This is a genomic window from Parvularcula dongshanensis, from assembly GCF_014199615.1.
In the GTDB taxonomy this organism is placed as follows: Bacteria; Pseudomonadota; Alphaproteobacteria; order Caulobacterales; family Parvularculaceae; genus Parvularcula; species Parvularcula dongshanensis.
The window spans coordinates 42,119-59,540 of the sequence record NZ_JACHOB010000004.1 but is presented as its reverse complement, the minus strand read 5'-3'; the positions used below and the strand labels follow the sequence as shown (position 1 = coordinate 59,540).

General features: G+C 68.4%; 13 protein-coding genes. 3 read left to right on the top strand and 10 right to left on the bottom strand.

Going from position 1 to position 17,422, the window contains the following annotated elements:
• Nucleotide 1 precedes the first annotated feature (1 nt).
• The 9 genes from GGQ59_RS09875 to uxaC form a co-directional block, all read right to left on the bottom strand.
• Nucleotides 2-1,048 (bottom strand): histidine kinase dimerization/phosphoacceptor domain -containing protein, encoded by a 1,047-nt coding sequence (locus tag GGQ59_RS09875; protein WP_221400985.1) that lies wholly within the window; start codon nt 1,046-1,048, stop codon nt 2-4.
• Between the two features lies 1 nt (nt 1,049).
• Entirely contained in the window at nt 1,050-1,484 is a 435-nt protein-coding gene (locus GGQ59_RS09870; RefSeq protein ID WP_221400984.1) for a response regulator, read from the bottom strand.
• A gap of 9 nt (nt 1,485-1,493) precedes the next feature.
• Entirely contained in the window at nt 1,494-4,337 is a 2,844-nt protein-coding gene (locus GGQ59_RS09865) for a CHASE domain-containing protein (protein WP_183818076.1), read from the bottom strand.
• Between the two features lie 108 nt (nt 4,338-4,445).
• Entirely contained in the window at nt 4,446-5,621 is a 1,176-nt protein-coding gene (locus GGQ59_RS15460) for an FAD-dependent monooxygenase (RefSeq protein ID WP_183818074.1), read from the bottom strand.
• Nucleotides 5,622-5,625: 4 nt separating this feature from the next.
• Nucleotides 5,626-7,089, bottom strand: a complete 1,464-nt coding sequence (locus tag GGQ59_RS09855) for a mannitol dehydrogenase family protein (protein ID WP_183818072.1) — start codon at nt 7,087-7,089, stop codon at nt 5,626-5,628.
• Entirely contained in the window at nt 7,086-8,366 is a 1,281-nt protein-coding gene (locus tag GGQ59_RS09850) for a TRAP transporter large permease (protein WP_183818070.1), read from the bottom strand. Before GGQ59_RS09850 ends, GGQ59_RS09855 begins: the two co-directional genes overlap by 4 nt.
• Nucleotides 8,357-8,893: a TRAP transporter small permease gene (locus tag GGQ59_RS09845; RefSeq protein WP_221400983.1), complete on the bottom strand. Its 537-nt coding sequence runs from the start codon at nt 8,891-8,893 to the stop codon at nt 8,357-8,359. Before GGQ59_RS09845 ends, GGQ59_RS09850 begins: the two co-directional genes overlap by 10 nt.
• 106 nt (nt 8,894-8,999) lie before the next feature.
• A complete protein-coding gene (locus tag GGQ59_RS09840; RefSeq protein ID WP_221400982.1) occupies nt 9,000-9,989 on the bottom strand; it encodes a TRAP transporter substrate-binding protein in 990 nt (329 codons plus the stop codon).
• Complete coding sequence (gene uxaC, locus GGQ59_RS09835) at nt 9,986-11,404, bottom strand: glucuronate isomerase (protein WP_183818068.1); 1,419 nt, start codon at nt 11,402-11,404, stop codon at nt 9,986-9,988. Before uxaC ends, GGQ59_RS09840 begins: the two co-directional genes overlap by 4 nt.
• A 113-nt stretch (nt 11,405-11,517) precedes the next feature.
• Here uxaC and manD point away from each other — a divergent pair, with 113 nt between their 5' ends.
• Nucleotides 11,518-12,765, top strand: coding sequence for a D-mannonate dehydratase ManD (gene manD, locus GGQ59_RS09830; RefSeq protein ID WP_183818066.1), 1,248 nt, complete (start codon nt 11,518-11,520; stop codon nt 12,763-12,765).
• Complete coding sequence (locus GGQ59_RS09825; RefSeq protein WP_183818064.1) at nt 12,753-13,679, top strand: sugar kinase; 927 nt, start codon at nt 12,753-12,755, stop codon at nt 13,677-13,679. The genes manD and GGQ59_RS09825 overlap by 13 nt, the downstream gene beginning before the upstream one ends.
• A gap of 16 nt (nt 13,680-13,695) precedes the next feature.
• On the opposite strand, the gene GGQ59_RS09820 is transcribed toward GGQ59_RS09825, so the two are convergent.
• Nucleotides 13,696-16,656, bottom strand: a complete 2,961-nt coding sequence (locus GGQ59_RS09820) for a TonB-dependent receptor (RefSeq protein ID WP_183818062.1) — start codon at nt 16,654-16,656, stop codon at nt 13,696-13,698.
• 319 nt (nt 16,657-16,975) lie between these two features.
• Between GGQ59_RS09820 and GGQ59_RS09815 the strand changes: the two genes are divergently transcribed.
• Nucleotides 16,976-17,422 carry a DNA polymerase III subunit chi gene (locus tag GGQ59_RS09815; RefSeq protein WP_183818059.1) on the top strand — a complete coding sequence of 149 codons (447 nt, stop codon included), beginning with the start codon at nt 16,976-16,978 and terminating at the stop codon, nt 17,420-17,422.

The following is a 17,422-nucleotide window of genomic DNA, read 5'->3' as shown; positions in this document are numbered from 1 at the left end:
CTCAACCGGCGTGGCGGAACCTGACCGTCACGCTGGTGCCCGCGACGGGGTTGTGGACGATGCGTCCCTTGAGCGACCCCGCCATGGCGCCGATGATCTTGGTGCCGAGGCCCGTGCCCTTGGCCCCGCCTTCCGCTTCCGAAGCGCTGCCCACACCGTCGTCGGCGACGGTCAGAGCAATCTCGTCCCGCTCGCGAGAGAGGTTGATGCGCACCCCGCCGGTGCCGCTCGGATAGGCGTACTTGATCGCGTTGGTGACGAGCTCGGTCAGGATGACGCCCAAGGAGACCGCCTCGTTGGCGGACACGTAGAGCTCGGAGACCGCAGCGTAGCTCAGCGTCACGCCGCCCTCGGGACAGGACGTGTCCTGAAGCTGCTCGATCAGCTCGCGCAGGTAGACGTCGAGGTCGATCCTGGTGACGTCCTCGGAGGTGTAGAGGTGCCGGTGCACGCGGGAGATGGCCTCGATCCGCGCGACCGTCTCACCGAGGGCGGCCCGCGCGACGAGGGCGTCCTCCGGCAGCGCGCGTTCTTGAAGCAGGATGAGCGAGGAGACGAGTTGAAGGCTGTTGGCGACGCGGTGGTTGACCTCGACGAGCAAGGCCTCCGCCCTGTCGCGCGCAACGCGGACCTCGGCCTCGGCGGCGACCTTGGCGCGGCGCAGGCGTTCCTGCTCGAACACCGCGAGGATGGATTCCGCGAGAAGCTCCCGGTACTCTCCGTTCACGTCTTTCCAGACGTAGTCGGCGGCCCCCGCCTTGAGCGCTGCGACCGCCACCCGGCTGTCGTCCGATCCCGTCACGTAGACGACCGGAGGAGCGTCGGGCAGCGAGCGGATCTTCGGCAGCACGTCGAGCCCGGTCTCGTCCGGCATGAAGTGGTCGAGCGCGACCACGTCCACGCCCCCTGCGCCGAGGCGCGCCAATCCGTCCGCTCCGCTCTCCGCGTGCGCGAAGCCGAAGCCTCGGCGCTGCAACGCGCGGCCCGCGAGGCTGGCAAGCCCGGGGTCGTCGTCGATGTAGAGAACGAAGGGAAGGCTGTCCGGCACGCTAGACGGTCTCCGGCACCTGGATGATCGAGAAGAACATGCCGAGGTTGCGGATCGTGTCCGCGAAGCCTTCGTAGTTGACGGGCTTGGTGATGTAGGCGTTCGCCCCCGCATCGTAGCAGCGCTGGATCTCGACCTCGTCGTCCGTCGTCGTCAGGACCACGACCGGCGCGAGCTTGGTGTGGTCGTTCGCCTTGATCTTCTCGAGGATGTCGATCCCCGTCATGTCGGGCAGGTTGAGGTCCAGAAGCACCAGGAGCTGCCGCCCGGCGTTGACCGAGCCGCTGCCATCCGGCCCGAGCAGGAAGTCGAGCGCGCTCTGCCCGTCCGTGAAGCCCTGGATGTCGTTGGTAACGCCAGCACGGCGGATGTTTCGTTCGATGAGGCGAGCGTGGCCCTCATCGTCTTCGACCATGACGATGCTTACAGGCATCATGGACTTCTCCTACTGACTGGTGGCGCCCGCGAATTCGAGAGGCAAGCGGACGGTGAACGTCGTGCCTACCCCCGGCTCGGAAGACAAGCTGATACGGCCACCGAGCGCACGGACCAGCATCCGGACGTAAGCAAGACCGATGCCCTCGCCCGGCTTCTCCGGACGCCCGGAGCGGCGGAAAAGGTCGAAGACCCGGGCGTGATCCTTGGGATCGATGCCGCGCCCGTTATCCGTGACCTCGAAGACGGCGAAGGACCCGTCGATCCGGCCCGAGACGTCGATCTTCCCGCGCCGGTCCGCGTCGAGGTACTTCAGGGCGTTGTCGAGGAGGTTCGCGAAGATCTGCTCGACGGCGAGGCGGTCGGAGGTGATGTCGGGCAGCGCCTCGACGCTCATCTCCGCGCCGACCTCGCCTGCCTGGTGGTGGAGGGTCGCGATCGCGGTGCGGACGAGCGTCGTCATGTCGAGCGGCACCGGGGTGTAACGGCGCTGCCCCTCGCGCGAGAGCTTCAGGATGGCGTTGATCAGCCCGTCCATCTTCGAGATGGCCGCACGGATGAAGTCGAGCGATTCCTTCACGTCCGCGCCGAAACTGTCGGCGTCGGCCTTCGGCAAGGTGTCCTGGACTTCTGCGAAGCTGGTCTCGAGCTCACCGGCGAAGCCCATGATGTTGACGAGCGGCGCGCGCAGGTCGTGGCTGACGATGTAGGCGAAGCGTTGGACCTCCTCGTTCGCCGACTTCACGTCCGCGACGCGTGCCTCAACGATCGCCTCGAGGTCGCGGTTGATCATCTCGAGGCTGTCCCTCGCCCGCTCGAGCTCCGCGGTGCGCGCCTTGACCCGTTCCTCCAGGCGCTCACTCCACGCCCGAAGGCTCTCCTCGGCCGCGTGGCGCTCGGTATCGTCCCGTAGGGTCAGCACGGCGCCGATGCGTTGACCCGAAGCGGCGGTGATCGGTTGGGCGGAGCCGATGGCGAGCACCTCCGTGCCGTTCGGCTGGCGGATGCGCCAGCGTGCGTCGGCGATGCTCTCGCCGTAGCGGGCCGCACGCGTCAGCGGCATCTCTTCCGACGAGTAGGGGCGCCCATCGAGCGTCAGGATGCCGTAGGTCGACACGTAGCCTTCGGGCCCGACGTTCAGTTCGCTGACGCCGTGAAGCCTCGCGGCCGCGTCGTTGACGAAGGTGATCCGTCCGCTCGCGTCGGTGACGATCACTCCCTCGCCGAGCTGGCCGAGGATCGCCGCGCGTTCCGCCGCCTCGATCTCCGCGGCGCGGCGTTCGTCCTGAAGCTCGATCTCGGCCCGCTTGCGGCGCGCGATCTCTTCCTGCGCATCACGGAAGAGCTGAGCGTTGTCGAGGGCGGTCGCCGCCTGAGCCGCGAAGGCGGTGATCAGTTCCTCTTCCCGATGCCCGAACCGGGCGGGCTCTGGGTGTCCGAAGAGAAGCGCGCCGAAGACTTGGCCCGAGCTCGAGACGACCGGCGTCGAGAGGTAGCTTCGCACCGGCAGGTGGCCTTTGGGCATGCCGCCCATCCGGCCGTAGCGGGCGTCGGTGAGGACATCGTCCGACCGGACGGTCTCACCGCGCTCGAAGCTCGGCGCGAGGAGGTCGGTCACGCGCGGCGTGCCGAAGCGAACGAAGTCTTCGCGCTTCGCACCGGAAAGGCTGTAGAGGCGCCAGATCGGCTCACCGTCCTGGCTCACTGCCCGCTCGAAGAAGGCGCCGTAGGCCGCACGGGTCAGGGTCTGCGCCTCGTCGACCACGAGCTCGACGAGGCGTCGAAGGTCGAGCTCCGCGGCGAGCGCGGCCGACGCCCGGCGCAGCGCGTCGAGACGGACGGTCTCCTCTTCGAGCGCCTCTCGCGCCGTGACGGCCTCGCGGGCAGCGCGAACCTGCGCATCGGCCGCACGGGCGAGCAGCACGGTGACGGTGAAGCCGATGAGGGCGATCGTCGCGAGGAACGGACGGCCTGCCTTGCGCTGAAAGTCGCGCGTCGCGGCGAAGGCGACGAGCCACTCACGCCCGCCGACTTCGAGCCGGCGAACCGTGGTTGCGGCCCAAGGAGCACGGGCACCGTAAGCGAAGATCGGGACCTCTTGTTGAGAGGCGTCATAGACTGCGAAGGCGACCTCGCGCGGCGGACGGCCACGCAGCACGCCTTCGCCGAAGAAGGCGTTCGCGCGCAGCGCGCTGTAGACCCAGCCGCGGATCGTCGCGCGACGGGCGTCGAGGCTGCTCGGCACGCCGGGCGTGGTGTAGACCGGCACGTAGATGATGAAGCCGGCCCGCAAGGTGCCGGCGTCGGTCTGGACCTGGTTGAGCGGACCCGTCATGGACGCGACGCCGAGGTCGCGAGCGCGCTGCATCGCCCCTCGCCGCACCGGCTCGGAAAGCATGTCGTAGCCGATCGCGGACTCGTTTCGCCCTTCCTTGGGCTCCAGGAAGACGATCTCGGAGGTCAGTCGGCCGCTCGGTTGGACGCCGGTCACGCGCGCGTAGCCGAGGCCCTGCGCACCCGGATAGGTGTCCTCGAAGCGCAGGCGGTTCACATAGGCCGCGAATTCGTCCTCGGTGATCTCCCCGTCGGTGGCCGCGAAGTAGCCGGCCCCGCCCCGCAACAGCGCGATCTGAGCGTTGAGGCGGTCACGGATCGCCTCGACCTGCACGTCGATCAGCCGCGCGAGGCGCTCGCGGTCGCCGACCTCGCCGAAGCGGGAGACCTGCCAGGTGACGAAGGCGGTCGTGACGAGGCCGACCGCGAGGACGGTAAGGGATAGCCCGAAGCGCCGGAACAACGCCCGGCGCCAAGCCGCGCGCCCGAAGCGGGCGGAGGGTAGAGCTGATCGTGACACTGCGACTCGCGAAACAGCCCCTGCGCCCGGGCCCGTATCCCGGTTTAGTGTCGGGTCCGCATTCCGGCAAGTCGGCGGCAAGCCGGCCTCGCGCCGACAGCGCGACCATCAGTCGGTGACGTCGTGCCCGTAGACCGCTGCGAGGCGCCGCCCGGCGAGGCCCGGCGCCAGCCGGGCCGCCCCGCGCGCCAGGCGTGCCGGCAGATGGGCCGGGCCCTTGCCTGCATGGAAGATCGCCCTGTTGGCAGCGGACATGCGCTGGACCCGCGTGGTCCGGGGCCGCCTGATCGCCCCGTAACGGCGCAGAGCGCTCGGCACGTCGTCCGCGCCGCTCAGCATCGCGGCAAGGACCCAGGCGTCCTCCAACGCCATCGCCGCTCCCTGGGCGAGGAAGGGCAGCATGGGGTGGGCAGCGTCGCCGAGCAGGGCGACGGCGCCGTCGGTCCAGCTCGCCAACGGAGGGTGATCGAAGAGGCCCCAGAGGAACGGCGTCTCGACCGCATCGAGAAGCGCTAGGAGCCGCGGGTCCCATCCCGCGAAGGCGGCTTTGAGCGCGGCTGGGTCGCCCGCCTGGCGCCAGTCCTCGGCGGCGAAGCCCGCGCGCTCCTCGACCGCGACGACGTTGATGAACGCCCCGCCGCGAAGATAGTAGGTGACGAGGTGACGCCCCGGCCCCGTCCAGCTCGTCGCATCGGGCGGGATCGTTCCGGCGGCGAGAGCGTGCGCCGGCACGACCGCGCGCCACGCGACCTGTCCGGTGAAGCGGGGCGCAGGGCCGCGCGTCATCTGCGCGCGGATCGCGGAGCGCAGGCCGTCCGCGCCGATCACCGCGTCGGCTTCGAAACGCTCCCTCGCGGTTAGGAGGGCAGCGCGCGGCCCGGTCTCGTAGCGAAGCACGTCTCTGCCGAGCGCGATCTCGACGCCAGCCGCCTCGCACGCGCGGCGCAGGACCGCATGCAGATCGGCACGGTGCGTCTGAAGATAGGGCGCGCCGTGGCGCCGCTCGCAGGCGCCCTTGAGCGGAACCCGGAGCTGCACGCGGCCCGTCCGGCCGTCGCGGACGACAGCGTCTTCAGGCTCGAACGCGGTGGAGCGCACCTCGTCCTCCAGCCCCAAGGCGCGAAGGACGCGCACCGCGTTGGGGCTGAGCTGGAGGCCCGCTCCGACCTCTTCCAGGCGCTCCGCGCGCTCCAGGATCCGGACGCGGATTCTTCTTCGGGCAAGGGCGAGGCCAGCTGCGAGGCCGCCGATGCCGGCACCGCAGACGAGGACGTCGCGCGGCACGCCGTCAGCCGCGAAGCGCCGCCGTAACGCCGCCCGCCAGGAGGGCTTCGAGCTTGCCCGTCACTGCCGTCCTGAACGCTTCGTCGCGCGGCAGGTCGTCACCGAAGACGTCTTTGAGCGCGAGGTAGCCCGAGACGAGGTCCGCCGCGCTTCCCGCCCCGCCGATCTCGGCGAGGCGGTCCTTCATCGGATCGCGCACGTCGATGGGTTCGCCGTTCAGGTCCCGCCCGCGGGCGTAGGCCATCCAGGCAGCGACGGCCGTGGCGAGCTTTTCGATGGGCGCGCCCGCCGCCCGGCGGTCGCGGATCGTGTTCAGAAGGCGCTGGGGCAGCTTCTGGCTGCCGTCCATCGCGATCTGCCAGGTGCGGTGGTTGAGGGCGGGATTGCGGAAGCGGTCGCGCAGGTCCTGCGTGTAAGAAGCAAGGTCGAAACCGTCCGGCGCCTTCACCGTGGGCGCGATCTCTTCCTCCATCAAAGCCGTCACGAAGGCGCAGAGGTCCTCGTCGGCCATCACTTGGTGCACGTAAGTGTGCCCTGCGAGGTAGCCGAGGTAGGCGATCGCGCTGTGCGGGCCGTTGAGGAGGCGGAGCTTCGCGGCCTCGTATGGGGCGACCTCGGACACGAAGAGCGCGCCGCCTGCTTCCCATGAAGGGCGCGGCCCGCAGAAGCTGTCCTCGATCGCCCATTGGAAGAAGGGTTCGGTCGCGATGTGGCCCTCGTCGCGAAGGCCCATCTGCGCCTCGGCGCGGGCGAGGTCCTCCTCGGTCACGGCGGGGACGATGCGGTCGACCATCGTCTCGGGGAAGGCGGCCTCGGCCTCGATCCAGGAGGCGAGGTCCTTGTCCACCGCGCCCGCGAACTGAAGGACCGCGCTGCGGAGGCGTTCACCGTTGGAAGGGAGGTTGTCGCAGGAGACGGTGGTGAAGGGCGCGAGGCTCGCCTCGCGCCGGTTGCGGAAGGCCTCGACCAGGTATCCGATCGCAGAGGCGGGTTCGCGCGGCGAGCGAAGGTCCGCCGCGATCTCGGGCGCGTCGGTCCTGAGGTTCCCCGTCGCGGGGTCTAGCGCGTAGCCTTTCTCGGTGATCGTCAGGGTGACGACGCTGAGGTCCGGCGCGGCGAGGGCGGCGCGCACGGCCTGCGGCGCCTTGGGTGCGGTCAGGACGCGGGTCAGGTTGCCTATAAGGCGCAGGGACTGATCCTGTCCCTCGCGCGTGCCGACGGTGAAGAGGCCGTCCTGGGGGGCGAGCTGGGTCTCGGCGGTGTCGCTCCTCAACGAGATGCCGGTGACGCCCCAATCGCCGCCCTTGGCCTCGATCGCGTCTTCCGTGCAGACCGCCTGGTGCGCGCGGTGGAACGCGCCCACGCCGAGGTGGACCATGCGCGGGCGGAGGGTCGCGCGGTCGTAGCCGGGGCGGCGGGCCTCCTGCGAGAGCTGATCGAGGGTTTTCTCGGAAAGGCGGTCGGTCATTGGAGCATCGCGGGCAACGTCAGAGAGAGGGCGGGCACGTAGGCGGTGATCAGGAGCGCGAGGATCAGCGCGAGGTAGAAGGGCCAGATCGTCTTCACCGCGCTCTCGATGCGAAGCTTGCCGATCGCCGCGCCGACGAAGAGCACGGCGCCGACGGGAGGCGTGACGAGCCCGATGCCGAGCGCCAGCATCAAGACGATGCCGAAGTGGACGGGGTCCATGCCGAGGCCCATCATCATCGGCAGGAAGATCGGCGTCGTGATGATGATGAGCGGCGCCATGTCCATGAAGGTGCCGAGGATCAGGAGCACGACGAGGACCAGGAGGAGGACGAAGGCCGGCTCGTCGGTGATCGTGGTGACGAGGCTCGCGAGCCGGGTCGGCCCTTCGAGAAGGGCGAGGAGCCAGCCGAAGGCGGCCGCCGAGCCGATGATCAGCATGATCATGGACGTCGTGCGCACGGCGCCCGTGACGGCGAGGCCGAAGCCTTCGCGCCCGAGGCTCTTGTAGCCGAGCGTGGCGACGATCACGGTGTAGCCGACGGCGACCGCCGCGCTCTCGGTCGGGGTGAAGACCCCGGCGAGGATGCCGACGACGATGATGAGGGCGGTGAGAAGCCCGGGGATCGCGGCGACTGCTGCGCGCCCGAAGACGGCCCAGCCGGGGAAGGTGCCGCGCGGGTAGCCGCGCTTCTTCGCGACGAGCCAAGCGGCGAGCCCGAGGAGGATGCCCGAGAGAAGCCCCGGCACGATGCCCGCCACGAAGAGGTCGCCGATCGACACACCGATGCCGGAGGCGGCCGCGTAGATGATCATGTTGTGGCTCGGCGGGATGATCAGCCCCAGGATCGCCGCCGTCGAGGTGACGTTGACCGCGTAGTCGCGGTCGTAGCCCTTCTCCTCCATCATCGGCATCAAGGTCGAGCCGAGCGCCGAGACGGACGCCACGGCCGAGCCCGAGATCGCGCCGAACAGCATGGAGGCGCCAACGTCGACCTGGCCGAGCCCGCCCTGCGTCCGCCCGAGGCCTGCGTCCGCGAGGCGCACCAGGCGCTCCGCGATGCCGGCACGGTACATGAGGTCGCCTGCGAAGACGAAGAAGGGGATCGCCATCAGCGTGAAGACGTTGATGCCCGAAGCAAGCTGCTGCACCGCGATCACGGGCGCGACGTCGAGAAAGAAGAAGGTCAGGACCGACGCGCCGAGGAGCGAGAAGGCGACCGGCACGCCGAGGGCCAGGAAGAGCCCGAGCGAGACGAGGAGAACGCTCAGCGCCATACCGGTTCGACCTCCAACCCTTTGCGAATGGCGAGAACGTGCTCGGCCGAGAAGGCCGCGATCAAGAAGCCGCCTAGGGGGAGCGGCAGGAAGGCGGACCCGCGCGGCAGGCCGAGCGTCGGGATGTCGTAAGCCCAGAGCGCGGTGACGAGCTGCGTGCCGTAGACGGCGAGGAAGACGCCGATAAGTCCGGTGACCGCGTGCGCCGCGATGATCGCGACGCGGCGACGCTTCGGTGAGAGCGCATCCTGCGCCGCTTGGATGCGGATGTGGAACTGCTCTCGCACACCGGCGGCGGCGGCGATGAGGACCGTCCAGACGAGGATGTAAAGAGCGGCCTGCTCGGACCAGGAGGGGCTCGCCGAGAGGACGTAGCGCATGAAGACCTGGTAGAGGATGATCAGCGTGATGACGCAAAGACCTACGCCAGAAAGCCACAAGCAGCCTAGCGAGGCGAGGCGGGACGCGCGGGCGGCAGCCCCCGTCGTATAGGGACCGAGATGGCGGTCATCGTGTCCTAGCGGCACGGAGTGGCTCGCGCTTTCGGTTGCCGGCGAGGACTGCCCCGGCAGCGAGGCGGCGTCGTGAGACCTCGGCGCGCGGGGCGCCGAGCGTGCCTGGTCTGTGTCTGCGTCAGGCAACGGGCACCTCCGTTGCTTGGATCGCCTCGACCAGCGGGCGCAGCTTCGGGGTCACGAAGCGTTCGTATACCGGTTCCATCTGTGCACGGAAGGGCGCCTTGTCCTCGATGGTGACGACTTCATTTCCCGCCGCGGCGATCGCGGCCTTCGCCTCGGCAACGCGGGCGTCCCAGAGGTTCCGCATGAAGGGCACGCTATCGAGCGCGGCCTGTTGGACGAGCGCTTGGTCTTCGTCCGAAAGCTTCCGCCAGCGGCGCATCGACATGACCAGCACCTCGGGCGCCATCACGTGCTCGGTCAGTGTGTAGTAGGGGGCGACCTCGAAATGGCGCGTCGTGTAGTAGGACGGCCAGTTGTTCTCCGCCCCGTCGACCACCCGCTTGGCGATGGCCCCATATACCTCGGAGAAGCTCATCGGGGTCGCGTTGGCGCCGAACGCTTCGACCATGGAGACGTAGAGGTCGGAGTTCTGAACCCGGATCTTCAAGCCGCGAAGGTCGTCCGGCTCACGGATGGGACGGCGTGCGTTGTAGAAGCTTCGCGCGCCTGAATCGTAGTAGCAGAGACCCTTCAGTCCGTGCGGCTCGAGGCTTTCGAGGATCGCTCGGCCAACCTCGCCGTCCATCGCGGCCCGCATGTGGGGCACGGACTGAAAGACGAAGGGTAGGGCGGGGACGAGCGTCTCGGGCGCGATCGGGTTCAGAGGCGCGGTGTTGATCCGGTTGAGGTCGAGTCCGCCGAAGATCGTCATCTCGAGCGTGTCGCGCTCGGGGCCGAGCTGACCGCCGCCGAAGACCTTGAAGCGGAGACGTCCGCCCGTGCGCTCGTCGAGGAGCCGTCCCATCTCCTCGACGGCCTTGGTCGTCGGGTAGTCGATGGCCTGGGCATCGGCCGCGTAGAGCGGCCGGTCGGCCTGCCCGCACGCAGCGAGCCCGGCGCAGGCCACGCCGGTCGCAAGAGCTACCCTGCGGGTAAGGATCAAAGCCTGTAGGCCTTCTTCGCGAGGCCGTAGGCGAGCTCGTGCGCCACCTCGGCCGCCTCGTCCTCGGGCAGGTGGTGCTCGGCGACGAGCTGGGCGAGCCAGACGCAGTCCATGCGCCGCGCGACGTCGTGCCGGGCGGGGATGGACAGGAAGGCGCGCGTGTCGTCGTTGAAACCTGCGGTGTTGTAGAAGCCCGCCGTCTCGGTCGTCCGTTCCCGGAACCTTCGCATCCCCTCGGGGCTGTCGTGGAACCACCAGGGCGGGCCGAGCGTGAGGGCGGGGTAGTGCCCGGCCAAGGGTGCGAGCTCGCGGCTGTAGCTGTCCTCGTCCAGCGTGAAGACGATGACGTTGAGGTTCGGCTCGTTGCCGACCGCGTTCAGGAGCGGCTTGAGGGCGGTCACGTACTCGGTCGGCGCGGGGATGTCCCCGCCCTTGTCCCGGCCGAAGCGGGTGAGGACGCCTTCATTGTGATTGCGGTGCGCGCCGGGATGGATCTGCATGGTCATGCCGTCCTCGACGGACATGCGCGCCATCTCAGTCAGCATCTGCGCACGGAAGGCCTCGGCGTCGCCGGGCCGCGCGTCGCCCGACAGGACGCGGCCGAACAGCGCCTCCGCCTCGGCGCGCGGAAGGTCGAGGGTCTTCGCCGTGGCGTGGCCGTGGTCGGTCGCCGTCGCGCCGCCGACCTCGCGGAAGTATGCGCGGCGGGTCCTGTGCGCGGCGAGGTAGCCGTCCCAATTCTCGACGTTCTCGCCCGTCAGCTCGCCGAGTTTGCGCACGTTGTCCGCGAAGCCGGGCATTTCGGGGTCGACGACCGCGTCCGGGCGGTAGGTCGTGATGACCTGGCCGCCCCAACCCGACGCGGCGATCGTCTTGTGGTGCGCAAGGTCGTCTAGCGCCCCCTCGGTCGTCGCGAGCGCTTCCATCTTGTAGCGGTCGAAGAGGGCGCGGGGCCGGAACTCGTCCGTGCGCAGCGCCGCGTCGATCGTGTCGTAGTAGAGGTCCGCCGTCTCAGGTGACAGAAGGACGTCGAGCCCGAAGACCTCGGCGAAGACCCAGTCGAGCCACATGCGCGAAGGCGTGCCGCGGAAGAGGAAGTAGTTCTCGGCGAAGCGGTGCCAGATCTTGCGCCCATCGGTCTCGACCGGCGTGCCGTCCACACTCGGCACGCCCAGCGCTTCGAGCGGTATGCCCTGGCTGTAGAGCATGCGGAACACGTAGTGGTCGGGCACGATCAGAAGCTGCGCTGGGTCCGGGAAGGGCTCGTTCAGCGCGAACCAGGACGGATCCGTGTGCCCGTGCGGCGAGATGATCGGCAGGTCCTTCACCTCGGCGTAGAGGCGGCGCGCGATCCCGCGCTGCGTCTCGTCGGAGGAAAAGAGCCTGTCGGGATGCAGCTGAAGCGGTGCGGCCATGACGGTCCTCCCGAACCTTGTTCCTGCGGTGCTTGACCGGCATCCGGCCGCCCGCGACATGGGGGCACTTAAGTGAGCGCGCCCGCGCGCTGTCAACCGAAGGGAACGTCAGCATGGCCGAAGCGGAGCGGACGGACGGGAGCGCGAGGGAGCGCACCATCACCGGTGCGAGGGTGGTCGTCTGCTCGCCGGGGCGCAACTTCGTCACCCTCGTCATCGAGACGCAAGCCGGGGTCGTAGGCATCGGCGATGCGACCTTGAACGGGCGCGAGCTGTCCGTCGCGAGCTACCTGACGGACCACGTGATCCCGAACCTGATCGGGCGCGACGCGAGCCGGATCGAGGACGTCTGGCAGTTCCTCTACCGAGGCGCCTACTGGCGGCGGGGGCCCGTCACAATGTCCGCGATCGCCGCCGTCGACACGGCGCTTTGGGACATCAAGGCGAAGATGGCGGGCATGCCGCTCTACCAGCTCTTGGGCGGCAAGAGCCGGGAGCGCGTGCTCGTCTACGGTCACGCCAACGGCAAGGACCTAGAGCACACGGTCGACGAGGTCCTGCGCTACAAGGAGATGGGCTACGAGGCGATTCGCGCACAGTCGGGCGTGCCCGGTCTCGCCACCGCCTACGGCATCGGCAAGGGCGACATGTACTACGAGCCCGCGGGCGAGGAGCTGCCCGAGGTGCAGGAGTGGGACACGCGCGCCTACATGACCTTCGTGCCGAAGCTCTTCGAGCGATTGCGCGAGAAGGTGGGGCCCGAGACCAAGCTCCTTCACGACGCGCACCACCGGATGACGCCGCAGGAAGCCGCGCGCCTCGGCAAGTCCCTCGAGCCCTACGACCTGTTCTGGCTCGAGGACCTCACCCCGGCGGAGAACCAGGAGGCCTTCCGCCTCATCCGGCAGCACACGACGACGCCGCTCGCGGTGGGAGAGGTCTTCAACACGATCCACGACTGCCGGACGCTGATCGAAGAGCAGCTGATCGACTACATCCGCGCGACGGTCGTGCATGCGGGCGGCATCACGCACCTTCGGCGGATCGCCGACCTCGCGGGGCTCTATCAGGTGCGCACGGGGAGCCACGGCGCGACCGACCTCTCGCCGGTCTGCATGGGCGCGGCGCTGCACTTCGACAGCTGGGTGCCGAACTTCGGCATTCAGGAGTACATGATGCACACGGAGCTGACCGACGAGGTCTTCCCGCACGACTACCGCTTCGAGCGCGGCTTCATGCATTGCGGCGAGACGCCCGGCCACGGCGTCACGCTGGACGAGAAGCTCGCCGCGAAGCATCCCTACAAGCCAAGGCAGCTACCGGTCGCCCGGCTGCGGGACGGCACGCTTTGGAACTGGTAGCCCCGACGCCCGACTGCCCCGCCGTCGTGTTCGGCGAGGCGATGATCGAGCTGTCCGACGTCACCGACGAGGCCTGCCGCCTCGGCGTCGCGGGCGACAGCTTCAACACGGCCGTCTATCTCAGCCGACAGGGTCTCAGCGTCGCCTACATGACGGCGCTCGGCGACGAAGCGTTCTCGGACCGCATTGCGGGGGCGCTGACCGAGGAGGGCATCGACACCCGCTACGTCCTGCGGCGCGACGGGGGCACGGCCGGCCTCTACGCGGTGACGGTGGACGAGGTCGGTGAGCGCAGCTTCACCTACTGGCGCTCGGCGAGCGCGGCGCGCGCCTTCTTCCGTACGCAAGGGGCGGACGACGTGCTTCGGAAAGCGGAGCGGACGCCGCTCCTCTACCTCTCCGGGATCACGCTCTCCTTGTTCGACGAGAGCGAACGGCGGCAGGTCATCAGCTTCGCGCGCGCCGTGCGCGAGGTGGGCGGAGCCGTCGTCTTCGACACCAACTACCGTCCTCGCGGGTGGGAAAGTTCAGGCGAAGCGGCCCGGACGATCGACGCCCTGGCGCCGCACGTGTCGATCGCGCTGCCGACCTTCGACGACGAGGCGATCCTGTTCGGCTTCTCAGAGCCCATCGACAGCGCGGACCGTTGGCTCGCCGCCGGCGCGCGCGAGGTGGTGGTGAAGCACGGCCCCGCAGGCGCGCTCATCGCCGGCAAGGGTTGGGTTCCGCCGCCCGAAACCGTTCTGCCGCTCGACACGACGGGGGCGGGCGACAGCTTCAACGCGGGCTACCTCGCCGCGCGGCTCGGAGGCGCACCGCCCAAGGAGGCGGCAATGGCCGGTCACGTGCTGGCGGCCAAGGTGCTGCGCACGCCGGGCGCGATCCTGCCGCGGGGCGGGACCGGCCCGGCCTGAAGCCGAACGCGCGCGTCTAGAAGCTGCCCCGGAGGCCGACCGTGTAGGTCGCGCCAGGGTAGAAGACGTCGTAGCTCAAATCGTCGTACTCGAAGAGGTTCCTCACCGGCTCGTTGGTGATGTTGTAACCGTCGAAGGTCAGCGCGACGTTCTGGTTCTCGAGGAAGGGCAGGTTGACGATCGCCGAGAAGTCGACCTGCGTGCGGTGGTCCGACCGTATCCGCCGGGCCGGGAGGCCGTCCGAGCCGTCATAGCCTTGGAAGCCCGAGGCGACCGCGCCGTCCTGATGATAGTAGGTCAGGCGGAACTGGAAGAGTTCGTTCTCGTAGTAGCCGGTGGCGTTGTAGGTCCAGTCGGAGATCCCCGTGATGATCGCCGCGGGGTCGTCCGCATCCTGCTCGATCTTCGTCGCGCTGGCGTTGAAACCCAAGCCTTCGAGCAGGAAGTCGAGCGGCTGCACCCAGATGCCCTCGAACCCCTTGAGCGTCGCCGTGCCCTGAACGTTGGTCCGGGTGCTGACCTGCACATTGCAGCTCTGCGGTCCGCCGCAGGCCACGAGCGCTTCTGCCTGCGTCTCCGAGAGGTCGTTCGGGTCGAGGCCGTAATCGGCGATGTTCGCGAAGAGGACGTCGACCGTGTCGTCCCTGGTGAAGCCGCGGACCTCCTTGTCGAAGTAGTAGAGCCCGACATAGCCGAGCTCTCCGAAGTAGTACTCGCCGCCGACATCGAAGTTGACCGATTCGAAGGGTGAGAGGTTCGGGTTGCCCGCCCGCGCCGTGTCGATGCCGGAAGAGGTCCAGACCGAGTTCGGGTACATCTCGCCCGGGTTCGCCCGCGTCATGGTCCGCGAGGCGCTGGCACGAAGTTTGAGCGCGTCGGTGACGTCGTAGACGGCGCTGAACGAGGGCAGGAACTTCGCGTAGCTCGCTTGCGTCTCGGTCTCGCCTTCATCCGCCAGGCTCGTCAGCGTCTGATCGGTGTCGACCCAACGCACGCCCGCATTGATCCGCAGGGGCTGGTCGAGAAGGTCCGCCTCGACGTTCGCCATCAGGTAGAGGCCGAGATACTTCTCCTCGATCCCGCCGACGCCCTGGCCGAACTGGTCGCCCGTCGCCGCAGCGGTCGGCTCGAACTCGTCGTAGCGGATCGCCTCGTAGAACCGGTCGATGTCGAGGTAGGCGATGCCCGAATAGCCGATGTCCTCGTCGAAGACGTCGCCCAGGTCCGAGATCGGCGAGGGCAGGAGGTAGTCCTCGATGTTCGCGTAGGCGTCGGAAGGGAAGAAGTACTCGTTCTTGAGGACGTCGTTGTTCCCGCCGCCGAAGAACTCGAGGTCCCGCGTCGCCTCGTCGTAGTGGATGCCGAACTGCACACCCGTCCGCTCGGGCTCGGCGCCGAGATCGAAGTCGGCGTGGAAGCCCAATGTGTCGACGTCGCGGAAGTTCCGGTTGAAGCGGAGCTGGTCGCCCTGAACGTCGTTCCACACCCAGCCGACGTTCGGCTGCGAGATGTCGAGCGAGTAGTCGAAGGTGGCGACGTCGCCCGAGTTCGCGAAGTCGACCGTCATGCCAGGAGTCAGGAAGTTGAAGTAGGGCTCGTCCCGGCGGAAGTCCGACTCCGAGTAGCTCGCGGACAAGTCCATGCGGAAGACTTCCGAGACGTCCCACGACAGGCTCGGCATGACGGTGAAGAACTCGAAGTCCTCCTCATACGCACGGTGGCCGACCCAGGCGCGCGTGTTGTAGAGCGTGCCCGACCGGATCACCTGATCGCCGTCGATCGTCAGGTCCTCGGGGATCCACGCCGCGCCCAAGCTGAGGAAGTTGCGGCGTCCCCAGTTCATCGCCTCGACCCGGTCGAAGTCGCGCTTCGTCTCCGCGTAAAGAACGTCGATCGCGATGTCGATCGCCTCGGAGGGACGGAACTGGACCGAACCGAGCGCGCTCGTCGCGTCGCGATCGCCGATCGTGTACATGCCCCGGCCGAGATAGGGCAGGATGCCCCGGTCGAGTTCGTCCTGCGTCAGGCCCGACGTCGCGACGGGATCGATCCGGTCCCCGACGGCTAGGCTCAGCTCCGGATGCGCCGCGACGTAGTCCGCCGTGGCGTAAGGCGAGTAGCGGAAGTGGTTCCGCCCGATGTAGCCGTCCAAGCAGTTCGACGTCGTGTTGGCCGGCGGATCGGTGAAGTCGGCGACGCAGCCATCGGAGAAGCCGACGGTCTCGTAGCCGTCGACGCGCGACTCGCGCCGCGAGGCGACGACGCCCGCCAGGATGCCGAACTTGTCGTTCCAGGTGTTCGAGTAGATGGCCGAGACGATCGGGCTCACCTCCTCGTTGATGGTGGTGTAGGCGCCCTCGACCGAGAAGCGGAAGCGCTGGCCCTCGGCGTCGAAGGGCCTGCTCGTGCGCAGGTTGACGTAGCCGGAGGTTCCGCCTTCGAGCTGATCGGCCATCGGCGTCTTGTTGACGACGAGGGAAGAGAAGAGCTCCGCCGGGAAGACGTCGAGGTCGACCTCGCGGTTCGAGTTCGTACCCGTCAGGTTGCCGTCCGAGGCAGTGAAGATGTTGTTCCCGTTGAGGACGATCTTGGTGAAGCTCGGCCCGAGGCCGCGCACGGAGATCTGCTGGCCCTCGCCGGTCACGTCACGGTTGATCTTCACGCCGGGAATGCGGTTCAGCGATTCAGCGAGGTTCTGGCTCGGCAGCTTGCCGATGTCGTCGGCGAAGATCGTGTCGGTGAAACCGTTGGCGTCGCGCTTGGCGTTGGTGGAGTCCTGAAGCGCGGCACGGTAGCCTTGGACGACGATGACGTCGCCGTCCTCGTCTTCGGGCACCGGCTGGTCGTCGATCACCGTCGGCTCCGCGTCCTGCGCGGCGGCCGTCCAGCCGAGAGGCAGGCCGCTCAGAAGGGTGGCGGTCAAAAGTCCGCGGCGCAACGCGTGCGGGCGGGTACGCGTTTCATCCTTGATCGGCATGCCGTTCCTCCCTGTTCCGGGCTCACTTCCGAAGAGTGCGCCTCGTTTTTCCAGCCCCCCGGCCCTCTGGGATCAGGCGACCATTCTTAATGTGTGTCAATCTGGGAGGCTGATAGTGTGATCGGGTTTTTCAAATGATGAGAGAGTTGTTGCAAGAATTACAACGAACGTTGTCGATCTACGCTGCGCTGCAGCAAGATATGGCAATGAGAGTTGGCGCATGACGCTGCCTTCCCTGCCGCTATGACTTGAAGAGGGTTTCTTCGCAGCGGAAGGCACCGGAGGGGACGCGGCCGCCCGAAGAGGCTAGAAGTGCCTCGTGACCGAAGTCCTCTTCTACCACCTCGAGCGATCGACCCTGGCCCAGGTGCTGCCGGCCCTCCTCGTCCGGACGATCGAGCGGGGCCAACGGGCGCTCGTCCGCTGCGGCACGCCCGAGGGGCTCGAGGAGATCGACGGTCACCTATGGACCTTCCGCGACGAGAGCTTCCTACCGCACGGGCGGGCGGGGGAGGACCACGAGGCGGCGCAGCCCGTCCTCCTGACGCTCGGCGAAGCGGCCCCCAACGAGGCGAAGGTCCTTTTCCTCGTCGAAGGCGCGCCGGTCTCGGCGGAGGCGATGGCGTCCTTCGCACGAGCAGTCGTGATGTTCGACGCGGAGGGGGCGCCCGACGCGCGCGAGGCCTGGCGCGCGGTCAAAGGGGCGGGCCTCGACGCGACCTACTGGAAGCAGACGCCCCAGGGCCGCTGGGAGAAGGCGGGGTAA

Coding starts and splice junctions, on each gene's coding strand:
- manD (WP_183818066.1), top strand. CDS start 11,518: ATGGCCGAAGCGGAGCGGACGGACGGGAGCGCGAGGGAGCGCACCATC.
- GGQ59_RS09820 (WP_183818062.1), bottom strand. CDS start 16,656: ATGCCGATCAAGGATGAAACGCGTACCCGCCCGCACGCGTTGCGCCGC.
- GGQ59_RS09855 (WP_183818072.1), bottom strand. CDS start 7,089: ATGACCGACCGCCTTTCCGAGAAAACCCTCGATCAGCTCTCGCAGGAG.
- GGQ59_RS09850 (WP_183818070.1), bottom strand. CDS start 8,366: ATGGCGCTGAGCGTTCTCCTCGTCTCGCTCGGGCTCTTCCTGGCCCTC.
- GGQ59_RS09870 (WP_221400984.1), bottom strand. CDS start 1,484: ATGATGCCTGTAAGCATCGTCATGGTCGAAGACGATGAGGGCCACGCT.
- uxaC (WP_183818068.1), bottom strand. CDS start 11,404: ATGGCCGCACCGCTTCAGCTGCATCCCGACAGGCTCTTTTCCTCCGAC.